Below are 15,147 nucleotides of genomic sequence, written 5' to 3'. Positions count from 1 at the left end.
AGTGGAAATGCGGAAAAGACTGAAAGCTGTGATCCCAGTGGCGGGTTTAGGAACTCGTATGTTGCCGGCAACCAAGGCGATCCCTAAAGAAATGTTGCCGGTGGTCGATAAGCCACTTATCCAATACATCGTTAGCGAGTGTGTTGCCGCTGGTATCAAAGACATCGTATTGGTCACTCATTCGTCCAAGAATGCGATTGAAAACCATTTTGACACTTCTTTCGAGTTGGAAGCCGTGCTGGAAGCGCGTGTAAAACGCCAGCTGCTGGCTGAAGTGCAAAACATTTGCCCGCCGGATGTGACCGTGATGCAGGTGCGTCAGGGGCAAGCGAAAGGGCTCGGGCATGCGGTATTGTGCGCGAAACCCATGGTAGGGGATTCCCCTTTTGTCGTCTTGTTGCCAGATGTGTTGTTGGATGATGCAACCGCGGATCTTCGTAAAGAAAACCTGGCTAAAATGATCCAACGCTTTGAGGCTACAGGGTGCAGCCAAATCATGGTTGAACCGGTACCAGAGCAGGATGTGTCAAAATATGGCGTAGTGGATTGTGCGGGAGTAGCACTGGTTGCAGGCGAAAGTGCGCCGATGTCGGCAGTGGTGGAAAAACCCGCACGCGAGGAAGCGCCATCTAACCTGGCTGTTGTGGGGCGCTACGTGCTTTCCGCTGCTATTTGGCCGCTGCTCGAGAAGACGCCTCCAGGCGCGGGCGATGAGATCCAGTTGACCGACGCTATCGCCATGCTGATGGATGAGCAAATAGTGGAAGCCTTCCATATGAGCGGTAAATCACACGACTGCGGCGATAAACTGGGTTATATGAAGGCCTTTGTGCAATACGGTCTACGCCATGCCACAGAAGGTGAAGATTTCTCGCGATGGTTGAAGCTGGCCTTGAATAACAACTAACATGTGGCTGAGTACGTTCACAAGATTGAAGAGGACGAGCATGACGAAGTTGAAAGCTGTCATTCCTGTCGCTGGCTTGGGTATGCATATGCTACCGGCGACTAAAGCGATTCCTAAAGAGATGTTGCCGATCGTCGATAAGCCTTTGATTCAATACATTGTTAATGAGTGCGTAGCGGCAGGTATCAAAGAGATCATTCTGGTTACGCATTCATCTAAAAATGCAATAGAAAACCATTTCGATACGTCCTTTGAATTGGAAGCGATGCTTGAGGCTCGCGTTAAGCGCCAGTTGTTGGATGAAGTCCAATCAATAACGCCGAAAGGCGTAACGTTGATGCATATTAGGCAAGGGCAACCAAAGGGGCTGGGTCATGCGGTACTTTGCGCCAAGCCATTGATCGGAGACTCTCCTTTTGTGGTGCTGTTGCCGGATGTGTTGCTTGACGATGCTAAAGCCGATCTGAAAAAAGATAACCTGGCTCACCTCATTTCCCGCTTCGAAGAGACGAGTTTGAGTCAGGTATTGATCCAACCCGTGGATGAGCATGTTTTGCGCGACTATTCCGTTGTGGAGTGCCAGAACAATGTGTTGCAGCCAGGCGAATCTTCACCCATTACCGCGATTATCGAAAAACCGGACAGCGATGTTCAACTGAAGTCCAACTATTCAGCCGTTGGGCGCTACGTGCTTTCAGCCGCTATCTGGCCCATTTTGGAAAAAACCGAGCCGGGTGCCTGGGGGCGCATTCAGTTGACGGACGCGATTGCCGAATTGCTGAAACATCAGACGGTAGAAGCCACAGAGTTGGTTGGCGAGTCGTTTAACTGCGGCGAGAAGATGGGTTACTTGCGGGCATTCGTGACATATGGCTTGCGTCATCCAACGCAGGGTAAGGCCTTCCGTGAGTGGGCTGAACAACTCTCTCTGTAGCGTTTATCAATTACTCTCATGATGGCTGGTCTGGAGCGATATCCGACCGGCCTCTGCTATGTTTAGGCAAAAACGACGGTGCTTATGCTGCTCTTTTTATTTAAGAACTATGCAATAATGCTCCTAGGCTTTCAGTCTAACAAATCTGAATTCAACACTTGCTCAATGAAAGTGCGTTTTAGGATGTACTCATGGGAGCATTGATAACTCATTTCGCTGAGTGCCGCGGTAGGCGCCATGGTTGGCCTGGGACTTGGCATTACATGCATTTTTTACTTTGAAAGTGATGATAACTCGATGGCAAAAAAACAATGGAAACTGATACCGCTTCTGGTATCTATCAGTGTGGTCAGCGGCTGTACTATCGTGCCGGGCTCTCATCTTTCAACCAGTGGCAAAGACATAGTTGAGCAGCCAGATAGCGATTTCGATATTGACAAGCTGGTTAATATCTATCCGATGACTCCGGGGTTGGTGGAGAAAATGCGACCTAAAGCAGTGATCGCACAACCTAACCCTTCGTTACAGCGTGAACTTCAAAACTATGAATATCGTATCGGTGTCGGTGATGTTTTGATGGTGACGGTATGGGATCATCCGGAGCTCACAACACCAGCAGGGCAATATCGTAGCGCTAGTGATACCGGTAACTGGGTACATTCTGATGGTACCATTTTCTACCCTTACATCGGTAAAGTAAAAGTAACCGGAAAAACAGTAGGCCAGGTCCGCTCAGATATATCAAACCGCTTGGCTCAATATATTGAGAGTCCACAGGTAGATGTAAGTATTGCTGCGTTCCGTTCGCAAAAAGCCTACATCACCGGCGAAGTTAAAAATTCGGGACAGCAGCCTATTACCAACGTTCCGCTAACTATCATGGACGCAATTAATGCCGCTGGAGGGTTATCAGAGGATGCGGATTGGCGGAATTTGGTACTTACGCATAACGGTGTAGAGAAGCGAATATCACTACAAGCTCTGATGCAAAAGGGCGATCTGACACAGAACCATTTGTTGTACCCTGGAGATATTCTTTATATCCCTAGAAATGACGACTTGAAAGTATTTGTTATGGGTGAGGTGAAGAAACAAACTACCCTGAAAATGGACCGTAGTGGTATGACATTAACTGAGGCGTTGGGTAATGCTGAAGGGATGGATCAAGCGGTAGCCGATGCGACAGGCGTATTTGTCATCCGTCCTTTACGTGGTAATGAAGGGCGCAAGATCGCTAATATTTACCAGTTGAAAGCTTCTGACGCCTCTGCACTGGTTATGGGCACTGAGTTTCAATTGCAGCCTTATGATATAGTATATGTAACGACAGCGCCGGTTATTCGCTGGAACCGGGTGATTAGTCAGTTGGTTCCGACTATTTCTGGCGTGCACGATATGACTGAAACCGTTCGTTATATCCATACATGGTAAGTTTATGTTTGATTCGATTTTAGTTGTTTGTATTGGCAATATCTGTCGTTCCCCAACGGGAGAACGGTTGTTAAAACGGGCTTTGCCTGATAAAAAAATCAGCTCTGCAGGTTTGGGCGCTTTAGTCGGTAAGGCCGCGGATGTAACAGCAATTCAGGTTGCTAATGAGCATGGTTTATCGCTAGAGGGGCACCTAGGTCAACAACTGACAGCCCGAATGTGTCGCGACTATGACCTCATTTTAGTCATGGAGAAAGAACATATAGACGGTGTGTGTCGTTTAGCTCCCGAAGTGCGAGGAAAAACGATGCTATTTGCCCACTGGCTTAATCAGCGTGATATTGCTGACCCTTATGGTAAAAGCTATGAGGCATTTAAATTCGTTTACCAATTACTTTCTGAAGCCGCAGATAAATGGGCTCAGGCATTAAATCGTTGAACAGAGATAACAATGACTGATACTACCAAGATGAAAACTGCGGTAAGCAGTAGTAATGATGAGATAGACTTAGGAAGATTAGTTGGTAATTTGCTGGATAATCGTTGGCTGATTATTGGGATTACAACGATTTTTGCATTTTTCGGTATTATTTATTCATTATTTGCGACACCGGAATATCAATCTGATGCGTTGGTTCAGGTTGAGCAAAATGCAGGGAATTCTATCCTGAGTAACTTGTCAGAAATGATTCCGACAAGTCAACCGGCCTCATCGACTGAGATAGAGTTGATCCAATCGCGAATGGTCATTGGTAAAACAGTAGATGACCTAAATTTGGATACAGTTGTTAAGGAGGACTATTTTCCTGTTTTTGGCCGTGGATGGGCAAGGTTGACAGGGAAGAAGGCTGGAAAAATAGAACTATCTAGATTTGATGTTCCAGAAAGTATGTTGGATTCACCGTTGGAGTTGAAAGTCACGGGAAAAGATAGTTACACTATTTCCGATGATACTGGGGCAATCATCAATGGCCGTGTTGGCGAATTCTTAGACAAGAATGGGATTTCTCTTTTAGTTAGTGATATTGATTCTGCAATAGGAACTGAATTCAAACTAATCAAAAAACCTAAGTTAGTTGCTATCAATGATGTACTTGCGTATCTATCTGTAGAAGATAAGGGAAAGGATACTGGCGTTCTATCATTAAGTTACGTGGGTGATGATCCGGTTCTTGTACGAAAAGTATTAAACAGCATAAGTACTAACTATTTATTGCAGAATGTTGAGCGTAAATCGGAAGAAGCAGCAAAGAGCCTGGACTTTCTTAAGGAGCAACTGCCGTCTGTACGTGGTTCTTTAGATAAGGCTGAAGACAAACTTAATCAATTCCGTCAGCAAAATGACTCTGTCGATCTGTCGCTAGAAGCAAAATCTGTGCTGGATACGATTGTTTCAGTTGATACTCAGTTAAATGAGCTTACGTTTAAAGAAGCTGAGATCTCGAAACTATATACCAAAGAACACCCGGCGTACCGGGCCCTGCTGGAAAAGAGAGCGACACTTGAGAAAGAAAATGCACGTTTGAATAAACGTGTAAGTACTATGCCGAAAACGCAGCAAGAAATTCTTCGCCTGACACGAGATGTTGATGCAGGTAAAGAAATTTATATGCAGCTACTTAATAAACAGCAGGAGTTGAGCATAACTAAGGCTAGTACAGTCGGCAATGTAAGAATTGTAGATCCTGCAGTCACTCAGCCAAAGCCAGTTAAACCGAAGAAGGCAATTATTATTTTCTTGGCTGTATTCCTTGGCGGGGTATTCTCGATTGCCATTGTTCTGTTAAAAACTATCTTCCATAAAGGTATTGAAAACCCTGAGGAACTAGAACAAGAGGGGATTAACGTTTATGCGAGCATTCCATTGTCTGAATGGCAGCAGAAAAAAGATAGAGAGACTTTCTCTATAGCAAAAAGGAAATCAAATACTCGCTCTCTAACCTTACTGGCTACTGGTAACCCAACCGATTTAGCTATCGAGGCAATAAGAAGTCTGCGCACAAGCCTGCATTTTGCGATGCTTGAAGCAAAGAATAATGTTTTAATGATTTCAGGTGCCAGCCCTAATATCGGCAAAACTTTCGTAAGTATGAACTTGGCAGCAGTGATTGCTCAATCTGGAGCCAGAGTTTTGGTTATTGACGCAGATATGCGCAAGGGATATTCGCATACACTATTAGGAACAGGGTGGCAAAACGGCCTGTCAGATATTTTATCTAAACAAATTTCTGCAGCGGAAGCAGTGAAAAAGACGAACATTGAAGGGATGGATTTTATTTCAAGGGGACAAATACCACCGAATCCATCTGAGTTACTTATGCGTCAGCAGTTTGGTGAGTTTATTCAATGGGCATCTGAGAATTATGATCTGGTACTGATTGATACACCGCCTATTTTAGCTGTAACCGATGCAGCGATCATTGGTAATATTGCTGGAACTTCGTTAATGATCGCAAGGTTTGGTTTGAATACGGTCAAAGAGATTGATGTGAGTATTCGCCGATTTGACCAAAACGGCGTAGATATTAAAGGTGTCATACTCAATGCTGTTGAGAAACGAGCCAGTAGTTATTATGGCAGCTATGGCTACTATCAATACGAGTATAAATCCGATAAGAAATAACTGAGAAGCGGCGGTGGTGTATTTTAACTACACCACCGAGCTCATATTTAACCATGTATCACTTTAATTTTTTAGCAAATAATTTAGTATAAATTTTTTATTCCATTTTTTCTGAGTATGGATGAATTTTGTCTTTTAAAAGGGTATGTTTTGGGGGGGGATTATGAATATTTTGATGATTAATACATTGTATGCCCCTTATGCAGTAGGCGGAGCAGAGGTTTCTGTTCAACTTCTCGCCGAGGAGTTAGCGAAAAGTGGGCATAAAGTTAGGGTGCTTACGTTAAGCAATGAGAAGAAAAGAAAAAAAGAATTATTGAACGGCGTTGATGTTGTATATTTACCTCTTGCCAATATCTACTGGCCATTTCAAAAAAAGAGAGGCAGGATTTCAAGGCTTATATGGCATTTTCTTGATCTATATAATCCTATAATGGCAAGGAAGGTAGGGAAAGAAATAGACGATTTTAATCCAGATGTAGTGCATACCAATAATATTAGCGGGTTTTCAGTTGCAGTATGGAAAAAAATAAAAAATAAAAAAATAAAACTAGTCCATACAAGTAGGGACTATTATCTTTTTCATCCTAACTCTACCATGTTTAATAAAAATGGAAATATGCATACCAGCCTTGCCTCGGTGAGATTTTGGTCTTTTATCAAACGCAGAATGAGTCGACATGTTGATACCTATATCGGTATTAGCGATTATATACTGAAGTTCCATCGTGAGGATGGTTTTTTTATTGGCTCGGAAGTCGATTGCATCTATAATGCGGTGGATGTTATTGAAGTTGAAAAACTCACCTCTAGGGAACTCAGGGTGGGATTTATTGGTCGCTTGACTGAAGATAAAGGTTTTGATATTTTTTGTACTATTGCAGAGAAGTATAAAGGTGATACGAGCATTAAATTTTCTGCCGCTGGACGTTTCAATGCTGATGAAGAAGAATTACGTGTCAGGGCGCATAAAAGTGAAATATCCCTGCTAGGATTTATACCTATTTCAGAGTTTCTGCAAAACGTTGATGTTGTTATCCTTCCTGTGAAGTGGCGAGAACCTTTCGGGCGAGTCGTCGCTGAGTCAGCATTGGCCGGGAAGATTGTTATTACTAACTTTGTTGGCGGTATCACCGAGATAAGCGAACTGTTGGGAAATATTTATCAACTGAAAGATGTTGATATGATACTAACTTCGCGCAAAGTTGGAATGCCTGGCGTAGATATAAATAATCCATTTGAAAAAAATCAAGTTTATAAACGCTATCTGCAGTATTATCTGAGCGACCATGATGATGATATTTAATATGCGTAGCGTTACAAAAATTTATAAACTTGGATAGTTGGAGTGTATTGTGGGTAACTTGATATTTTTAGATTCAGTTGTATTCTTCATTACACTTATTTTCGTCTCAGTATATGTCAGGCATTTCAACAAAAAATACAAGATGGGATTTGCCTTTCTTGTTTTGATGTTTTTTTATGTAATTTGTTCATACTCGTCATACAATATAATGGTAAAGCCAATACATGACTATAACTTGGCAATACCGAGAACATTTATATTTCATTTTAAAGTTATCGGACCATTAGTTCCTTTAGATATATTATGTGTCATAACGCTGTTATTTATTGTCTTACGGAAATTGTCCAGTGCTAGTCCTACTCTTATTTCGATAAACTCTACTGTATCTGTCTATGTTAAGTATATGGTATTACAGGGAGGTTTTTTTGCGATATTATCTACGGTGTCTTTCTTTGTTTACTTACAAAGTGGCGGGAAAGGTGTTGTCACTGATCAGCTAATAAGCTTTCGCGGGGTATTATACTTCATTATTTTCATCTACTTATTCCAACTGTGTAGTAATAGAGTAAAAGAGATGGATTTTTATACTCTGTTTAAGTTTTTCGTCATAGTCGACTTTATTAATGCGGTATCGGGATTTGTCTCTAGTCTGATCTATAAAGACTATGTGTGGTCGCGTTATGGCATGAATATATCAATTATAGATCAAGATGATGTTTATAACTTTTTTACAATTTATGCTGTACTATTAGTTTCATTATTCCTGACAAAACCGCTAAAAAGAAAATATATATATCTCCTTTCTATAATTATCGGTGTTTTAGTGTATGCCAACATGTACAAGTACGTGTTTGTTGTTGGCGCGATTTATTTCATTTATGATTTTGTTATAAACGCCTTAAAAGGTCGTATCGCTATACTTAAGCTCGGGGCTGTTGCTATTGCTGCTGTTTTTTTGGCCTCTACGTTCCTAATGCTTTCAACCAGTAAATCTATGAATACGCGTTCAGGTCAGATTAGTGACTACTGGGAATATACCGGAAGTAAGTTTCCAGCTAATCTCATTGGTATCGGTAATGGTGGACAATTCTACTCACCAACAGATACTGATGATGATGGGGAAATCAAAGTCATCGATAAAGAAAATAATGCGACTAGCTATAGAAAAAGTATTCAAACCCCATTTGTCTCTTTCATTAAAGTAGTTGGTCCTCTGGGGATTATTGTACTCTTCGGTTTCTCAATGTATTCTATTCTAAAAGTATCTGCATTAAATCTTTCTTTGCCATATAATGTTATCTACAATGCTGTATTGTTTAATCTGCTCTGGATATTAGCTGTATCGACGCCTCTCTTTCAGGTTACACCGTTCACGATGCTAACTATTACTAAGTTGCTTATATTTGTTTGCGCATTTAGAAGTGAGAGTGAAACAGTGAGAAAAAAAACGCTTGAGGATGAGGAAACATGATTTATATAAATGCTAGATTTCTGACGCAGGAGCTTACTGGTGTACAACGATTTGCTGAGCAGATATGTCTTGAGCTTCAGAAAATAAGGAGTGACATTATTTTCTTGGCTCCTGAAAATATAGCGAGAAATGACGCAGCGGGAAAATTTAATGTAAAGGTTATAGGCAGGCATAGTGGACATCTCTGGGAACAATTCGATTTGCCTCGATTTCTTAGAACTGAAGGAAGTCCTTTACTGATAAACTTAGGGAATACAGGGCCTGCTTTCTATAAAAATCAAGTGGTGACTCAACATGATGTAACATATCGACGTTATCCTCAAAGTTATTCTTGGAAATTCAAGGTTGTTTATAATCTACTCGTGCCTACATTACTTAGAAACTCAAAGTCGATAATTACTGTGAGTAATTTCTCGAAATCAGAGTTGGTTGATATTTACCAGTGTGACAGCTCTAAGGTTCATGTTGTATATAATTCTGCTAGTGATATATTTGGAAGTGAAAAGAAAAGCGATAACCAAGAGAAATATGTTTTAGCAGTGTCATCTACAAATTATCATAAAAATTTCCATGGCTTAATTCGTGAGTTTACTCGGTTGCCAAGAGATATTGATATAAATCTCAAAATTATCGGCGGTGCGGCAAAAAGTTTTTCTAATATGGATTTAAGCTCTTACGTTGGGTCGGATGAACGTGTCAAATTTGTAGGTCGAGTCACCGACGAGCAGCTATTATCGTTGTATGTCAATGCTATGGCCTTTGTTTTTCCCTCCTTCTATGAAGGTTTTGGAATACCTCCTTTGGAAGCGCAGGCATGTGGATGCCCTGTAATATCGTCCAGCTTAGCCTCTATGCCTGAGGTTCTTGGAGATAGTGCGCTCTATTTTAACCCGGAAAAAGACGGTGAGATGACCATGGCCTTACAAAACATTGTCGAAAATAAATTGCTTCGGGATGAACTTATCGGGAAAGGATATAAAAATATTGCCAAGTATTCTTGGCGCAGTTCTGCAATAAAGTTGAGCTCAATAATAGATCAACTTCAATTATCATAAGTTTATAAGTCAATAAAGTACATTAAATATAATAAGCCATATTGATTATGAATAGATTTGGAGAAGTTAATGTCAAGAAACATTGGTAGTGTAGGTATTGTGGCTGATTGGCTAGTTACATATGCAGGGGCAGAAAAGGTAATTAAAGAGTTTATTGATGTGTATCCTCAATCAGAGTTATATTCAGTAATTGACTTTCTATCTGACGATGCTAGGTCTAATTTTTCTGGTAAGCAAGCCAATACGACATTTATTCAGTCATTACCGAAGGCTAGGAATATTTACCAGAAATATTTACCACTGATGCCTTTGGCTATCGAGCAACTTGACGTTTCTGCACACGATTTAATCCTCTCAAGTAGTCATGCAGTCGCTAAAGGCGTTTTAACAGGGCCGGACCAGCTACATATTAGCTATATTCACTCCCCTATACGCTACGCATGGGATTTACAGCATCAATATTTGAGAGAGTCCTCTCTTGACACTGGAATCAAAGGTTTCTTGGCTAAATTGATTTTGCACAAAATGCGATTATGGGATTGCCGAACTGCAAATGGTGTAGACCACTTTGTTGCTAATTCAAAATTTATAGCAAGAAGAATAAAAAAAGTTTACGGTCGTGAGGCCGATGTTATTTATCCTCCGGTCAGTGTGAGTTCATTTTCGTTTGAAGATAAAAAAGAAAATTACTACCTGACAGCATCGCGGCTTGTACCCTATAAAAGGATTGATCTCATTGTTGAAGCATTTTCCAGCATGCCAGAGAGAAAATTGGTTGTGATTGGAGATGGTTCAGAGATGAAAAAAATAAAAGCAAAAGCCGGAAAAAATATTGAAATTCTTGGTTATCAAAGTAATTCTGTTTTAGAAGAACATATGCGAAAAGCGAAGGCATTTGTTTTTGCTGCGGAAGAAGATTTTGGCATTACCCCTGTAGAAGCCCAAGCATGTGGAACCCCCGTTATTGCATTTGGTAAGGGAGGTGCTTTAGAAACCGTGCGTCCATATGGAACAAATCAGGCTACTGGAATATTCTTTGATAAACAAAGTGTATCGTCAATTATTGATTCAGTTAACTATTTTGAAAGTATAGAAGAAAATATAATGCCAACAGACTGTCGCGATAACGCATTGAGATTTTCAGATGAGCGTTTTAAAAACGAAATAAAAGCCTATGTATCTGAACGGTGGAGTGAATTCCAGGATAAGAAAAAAGTTATTTACTAATGGTTTTTTTGATTTAATAAAGCCCTCATTTCATAAAGATAGCTTTACTAAAGCTATTCGTGCAAAATTTTTATCCTGATCTGAAATATGCCATTGCTTGTAATTAATAAAATTAATGTGCAAAGGTGATAATGATATGAAAAAAAATTTTTGGTGATGATCTATGACTAAGAAACACGGCTCTTTAATGGCATTCGTTTCAAAATTATCTTTAGCTTTTTCCGATGTCATATTTTTTAATGTATCGATAGTTTTTTCATACCTATTAATCTATAAGATATTCGGTGGAATAAGTGTTTTTGTTCCCAATGATGAGTTCTGGGCTCGGATATTAGCTCATTTCTCACTTTCAATAATCTGTGTGGCTTGGTTTTGGACCAGATTGCGGCATTATTCTTATCGGAAGCCTTTTTGGTTTGAATTGAAAGAGATTATTAGGACGTTAATTATATTTGCCGTGCTGGATTTGGCCTTGGTTGCTTTTTCAAAATGGAATTTTTCACGTTACGTATGGTTATTAACATGGATATTCGTTCTCATCTTAGTCCCTTTAGGCCGCCATTTATGTAAAAAACTTCTGAATCACTTAGGGCTTTGGAAGAAAGATGCAATCATCATTGGGTCCGGTCAAAATGCTTTTGAAGCTTATGAGGCATTGCAAAGCGAGGAGGTTCTTGGTTTTAATGTTGTAGGTTTTGTGTGCACTGATGGGCAATGCGATAAAGAGTATTTCGGTATAAGGGTAATTAGCAACGAAGATGAACTGTGGAAGATATATGATACAGAAAATACGCAATTTATAGTTGCTCTTGAGTTTAAACAACATAGTTTAAGAGACTGGTGGTTAAAAAAACTCGCTAAGCATAATTGTCGCTCTGTATCCGTAATTCCTACTTTGCGTGGAGTTCCATTGTATGGCACGGATATGTCTTTCATTTTTAGCCATGAAGTCATTATTCTTAGAGTGAATAATAATTTGGCTAAATATTCATCCAGAATGTTAAAGAGGATCTTTGATATTGTTGGGTCTTTATCTATTATGATTGCATTATCACCTGTTTTACTTTTTCTAGCGTATAAAGTTTCTCGAGATGGAGGCAACGCAATATATGGACATGAGCGTATAGGGAAAAACGGGAAAAAATTCAAATGTTTGAAGTTCAGATCAATGATTGTCAACTCTCAGGAAGTTTTGAGCGAGTTACTCAAAACTGATCCCGAGGCGAAAGCTGAGTGGGAAAAAGATTTTAAGTTAAAAAACGATCCGAGAATAACGAAAATTGGCTCATTTATACGAAGAACTAGTCTGGATGAATTGCCGCAATTGTGGAATGTTTTAGTTGGTGAGATGAGTCTGGTTGGACCAAGGCCTATTGTTGAAGCTGAGTTAGAGCGATACGCCGGTGATGTTGATTATTACTTAATGGCTAAACCAGGAATGACAGGTCTTTGGCAGGTCAGTGGTAGGAATAATATAGATTATGATACCCGTGTTTACTTCGACGCGTGGTATGTAAAAAATTGGGCCTTGTGGAATGATATTGTAATCTTATTTAAAACTATTGGGGTCGTTTTAAAAAGAGATGGAGCTTATTAACTTGATTTTTAAGCTAAATATGAGGCTTAACAATAGTCAGTAAAGGGGGGGCGTCTTTGAGCTCATGAAAGACGTCGGATTCATAGAGATACCTTCGTCTAATTAGAGGCTGCTATGGATAAAAAGCGTAGAGAAATGCTATCTTTAGTTTTACCATCAGCTCTAGTTGCATTATCTTCGTCTACTAAAGTGTTTGCAGCGGATGATGGACAGACAAAAAATAATACTTTAGCACCATTATTGACGACTAATACTGAGGACTCTATTTCATTCAAGAAATTCCTGGTAGAAAAAAAAGGCACTGTTAATGCTACTCAGGCTCTAATAGATGCGGTTACTTCGGGCATTCCCGTTGAGATCCCCCATGATTACGTTCTTCGCATTGAGTCTGCAGGAATTCCTACTGTGTCCGGGGCCAGACTTTTCGGTCAGGCTGGTACAATGCCAAGAGTGATCATTGATCATTCTGATTTGGACAAACCTCAGTTTATCTTAGGTGGGCGAAATAAAATAGAAAATCTTATTTTTCGCTACCCCAATCAAAAGTTGTATCTAAAAAAAGGCGAGGCGCCTGTAAAATACAAACCACTCTTCTGTGGTGGTGGTTATTATTCTGAATTTAGAAATCTCGATATTGGCAATGCATACTATGGATTTCTTATTGGTACAAAAGAGATATCCTCGTCTCATGTGGTTATAGAAAATGTTATTGGTTCACCGATATTTCGTGGGTTATCTCTTGATTGTTGTCTAGATATCCCACGTATATCCGATGTGCATTTTAATTATAATTATTTAATCGATGATGGATTCAAGTACGATCAATCATTGAAACAATGGATCTATGATCATGCTACAGCATTTCACATAGGTAGATGTGATTTTGCAACTTTTTTTAGACTTTTCTCATATGGTTACCATCGAGGAATATATCTCCGTTCTGAAAGGTCTCTTGGTTCGGCAGATAATTGTAGATTCATTTCGTGCGACGTGGATATGTCTAGGCATCCAATCTGGTTTCAAAATTGGCAGAATAAAGTTTCCGTTTTAGATTCTAAGTTGGTTGGGAATGCTGAAGGAAAAAAAATGGGATTTCTGAGTGGGCTTCCGAGTTATAACGTGATCAGAAATACAGATAATGGACAAGCTATTCTCGATAACCTTGATATTAATGATTATACAAGTCATGCTTTAACTACACAGTCAAATACTATCGTATCCAACTGTCGTTTCAGTCGCTATGGCTCTGGCAACAAGCTTTCGGCAGGTATATTTGTTAACGAACAGGTTCCATTGCACATTGACAATACTAGCCTAAATGGTTCATCTGGGATAAAAACAGTAGGGGTTTATTCCGATATTTCGAAACATGCGCTGAATCTGGGGAGTAGTGTTCAATTTAGTGGGCAGACGGACGCGTCTTTTTACTGGAGTAATGGCGCTGTGTTGTTGGATAACAGTGTAGATCTTGGTGGTGCTCGCGGAGTAAGCGATATATCGACAGTTACGCATATTCCAAAAAACTACTATTCAGAGGACATGCCCTCTGCTGGTAATTATTTCCTGCCAGGGGACAATGTTATACTGACAAAGCTTTCGAATGCTGTAGAGGACGCTGTCGGTAGGTACATTTTGACTGGCTTCAAACGTCTAACGGCTTCTAATGCTCGAGGTGATAACCACGAAGAAAATGTCGATTGGGTAGGGGTGAAACTATATCTTTAACTTTTTCTACCCACTTTTAATAACGTACTACCTCCTGATGAGGGATTTACACACCGCTTCTAAAAGAGGCCATATTCGAGCTCGAGTTAGTTCTGCAACAGCTCCATCTACTCTTCGATGTCTTGACCCTAATGAGATGCTCGTTCCCCTCTGTGAGCGGTATGCTGGCAGGGGGTTTTTCTTTCCGAAGGGGATCATTATGCAAAACATCACGCTCATCGGTATTGACCTCGGCAAACATACGTTCCATGTCCACGCTCTGCTACGCAAGAAGTTTCCCCCGTACTCAGCTCACCGCTTTTCTTTCCACCTGTAATGCAGCCACCGTCGTCATGGAGTCCTGTGCCGGCGCTCATTTTATGGCCCGCCATATCAGCCAGCTCGGCCATCATGTAAGCACATCCGTTTTAGTTCCACACACTTTTTGAGATTTCCGTCTTCTCAGCCATCAACCGGTATTCTTCCGGCGTCAGGTTATTCAGGGATTCATTAGGCCGCTCGCTGTTATATTCTGCCAGCCAATGTTCCGTTATTTCCTGTGCTTTATTCAGTGTTCTGAACAGATAAAAATCCAGTATTTCGGTCCGGTACGTTCGGTTAAACCGTTCTATAAAGGCATTCTGCGTTGGTTTTCCGGGCCTGACAAATTCCAGTATCACACCATGCTCTTCTACCCATTGTGCCAGCGTCAGCGAGACCAGCTCCGGGCCGTTATCCATCCGCATCTTCAGCGGATATCCGCGGTTTGTAGTTGTAAGCATCCCGGTAAAACGGACCATTCACTTTTAGAGATCTTCCGACATACTGATTATGTCCCCTGAGGAGATCGTCATGCGTAAAGCCCGATTCACCGAGCACCAGATCATTACCG

At 40.7% G+C, this 15,147-nt stretch carries 11 protein-coding genes and 2 pseudogenes; 12 read left to right on the top strand and 1 reads right to left on the bottom strand.

The annotated features are described in order from the left end of the window. Positions 1 to 7: 7 nt before the first annotated feature. The 12 genes and pseudogenes from galU to ACJ8PE_RS06180 all read left to right on the top strand — a co-directional run. Complete coding sequence (gene galU / locus ACJ8PE_RS06235) at positions 8 to 907, top strand: UTP--glucose-1-phosphate uridylyltransferase GalU (RefSeq protein ID WP_197793109.1); 900 nt, start codon at positions 8 to 10, stop codon at positions 905 to 907. A gap of 40 nt (positions 908 to 947) precedes the next feature. Then, entirely contained in the window at positions 948 to 1,841 is an 894-nt protein-coding gene (locus tag ACJ8PE_RS06230) for a sugar phosphate nucleotidyltransferase (RefSeq protein ID WP_197793108.1), read from the top strand. A gap of 297 nt (positions 1,842 to 2,138) precedes the next feature. Further along, complete coding sequence (locus ACJ8PE_RS06225; protein WP_197793176.1) at positions 2,139 to 3,272, top strand: polysaccharide export protein; 1,134 nt, start codon at positions 2,139 to 2,141, stop codon at positions 3,270 to 3,272. Between the two features lie 4 nt (positions 3,273 to 3,276). After that, positions 3,277 to 3,711, top strand: coding sequence for an arsenate reductase/protein-tyrosine-phosphatase family protein (locus ACJ8PE_RS06220; RefSeq protein ID WP_197793107.1), 435 nt, complete (start codon positions 3,277 to 3,279; stop codon positions 3,709 to 3,711). A 12-nt stretch (positions 3,712 to 3,723) separates the two neighbouring features. Beyond that, complete coding sequence (gene wzc / locus ACJ8PE_RS06215; protein ID WP_197793106.1) at positions 3,724 to 5,895, top strand: tyrosine-protein kinase Wzc; 2,172 nt, start codon at positions 3,724 to 3,726, stop codon at positions 5,893 to 5,895. Between the two features lie 163 nt (positions 5,896 to 6,058). Continuing rightward, on the top strand, positions 6,059 to 7,201 hold the full coding sequence (locus tag ACJ8PE_RS06210; protein ID WP_197793105.1) for a glycosyltransferase family 4 protein: 1,143 nt from the start codon (positions 6,059 to 6,061) through the stop codon (positions 7,199 to 7,201). Positions 7,202 to 7,775: 574 nt separating this feature from the next. Beyond that, positions 7,776 to 8,672 (top strand): hypothetical protein, encoded by an 897-nt coding sequence (locus tag ACJ8PE_RS06205; RefSeq protein WP_197793104.1) that lies wholly within the window; start codon positions 7,776 to 7,778, stop codon positions 8,670 to 8,672. Beyond that, positions 8,669 to 9,727: a glycosyltransferase family 4 protein gene (locus ACJ8PE_RS06200; RefSeq protein WP_197793103.1), complete on the top strand. Its 1,059-nt coding sequence runs from the start codon at positions 8,669 to 8,671 to the stop codon at positions 9,725 to 9,727. Before ACJ8PE_RS06205 ends, ACJ8PE_RS06200 begins: the two co-directional genes overlap by 4 nt. 69 nt (positions 9,728 to 9,796) lie before the next feature. Continuing rightward, positions 9,797 to 10,954, top strand: coding sequence for a glycosyltransferase family 4 protein (locus tag ACJ8PE_RS06195; RefSeq protein WP_197793102.1), 1,158 nt, complete (start codon positions 9,797 to 9,799; stop codon positions 10,952 to 10,954). Between the two features lie 163 nt (positions 10,955 to 11,117). Next, complete coding sequence (gene wbaP / locus ACJ8PE_RS06190) at positions 11,118 to 12,551, top strand: undecaprenyl-phosphate galactose phosphotransferase WbaP (protein WP_197793101.1); 1,434 nt, start codon at positions 11,118 to 11,120, stop codon at positions 12,549 to 12,551. Positions 12,552 to 12,665: 114 nt separating this feature from the next. Continuing rightward, positions 12,666 to 14,276, top strand: a complete 1,611-nt coding sequence (locus ACJ8PE_RS06185; protein WP_197793100.1) for a hypothetical protein — start codon at positions 12,666 to 12,668, stop codon at positions 14,274 to 14,276. Between the two features lie 199 nt (positions 14,277 to 14,475). Next, positions 14,476 to 14,665, top strand: a pseudogene (locus tag ACJ8PE_RS06180) (IS110 family transposase); the annotation flags it as partial. A gap of 18 nt (positions 14,666 to 14,683) precedes the next feature. On the opposite strand, the pseudogene ACJ8PE_RS06175 reads toward ACJ8PE_RS06180, so the two are convergent. Next, positions 14,684 to 15,022, bottom strand: a pseudogene (locus tag ACJ8PE_RS06175) (integrase core domain-containing protein); the annotation flags it as partial. Between the last annotated feature and the right edge of the window lie 125 nt (positions 15,023 to 15,147).

The organism is Serratia sp. CY74737 (assembly GCF_052166775.1).
Taxonomy (GTDB): Bacteria; Pseudomonadota; Gammaproteobacteria; order Enterobacterales; family Enterobacteriaceae; genus Serratia; species Serratia ureilytica.
This window is presented reverse-complemented; position numbering and strand designations above follow the sequence as displayed.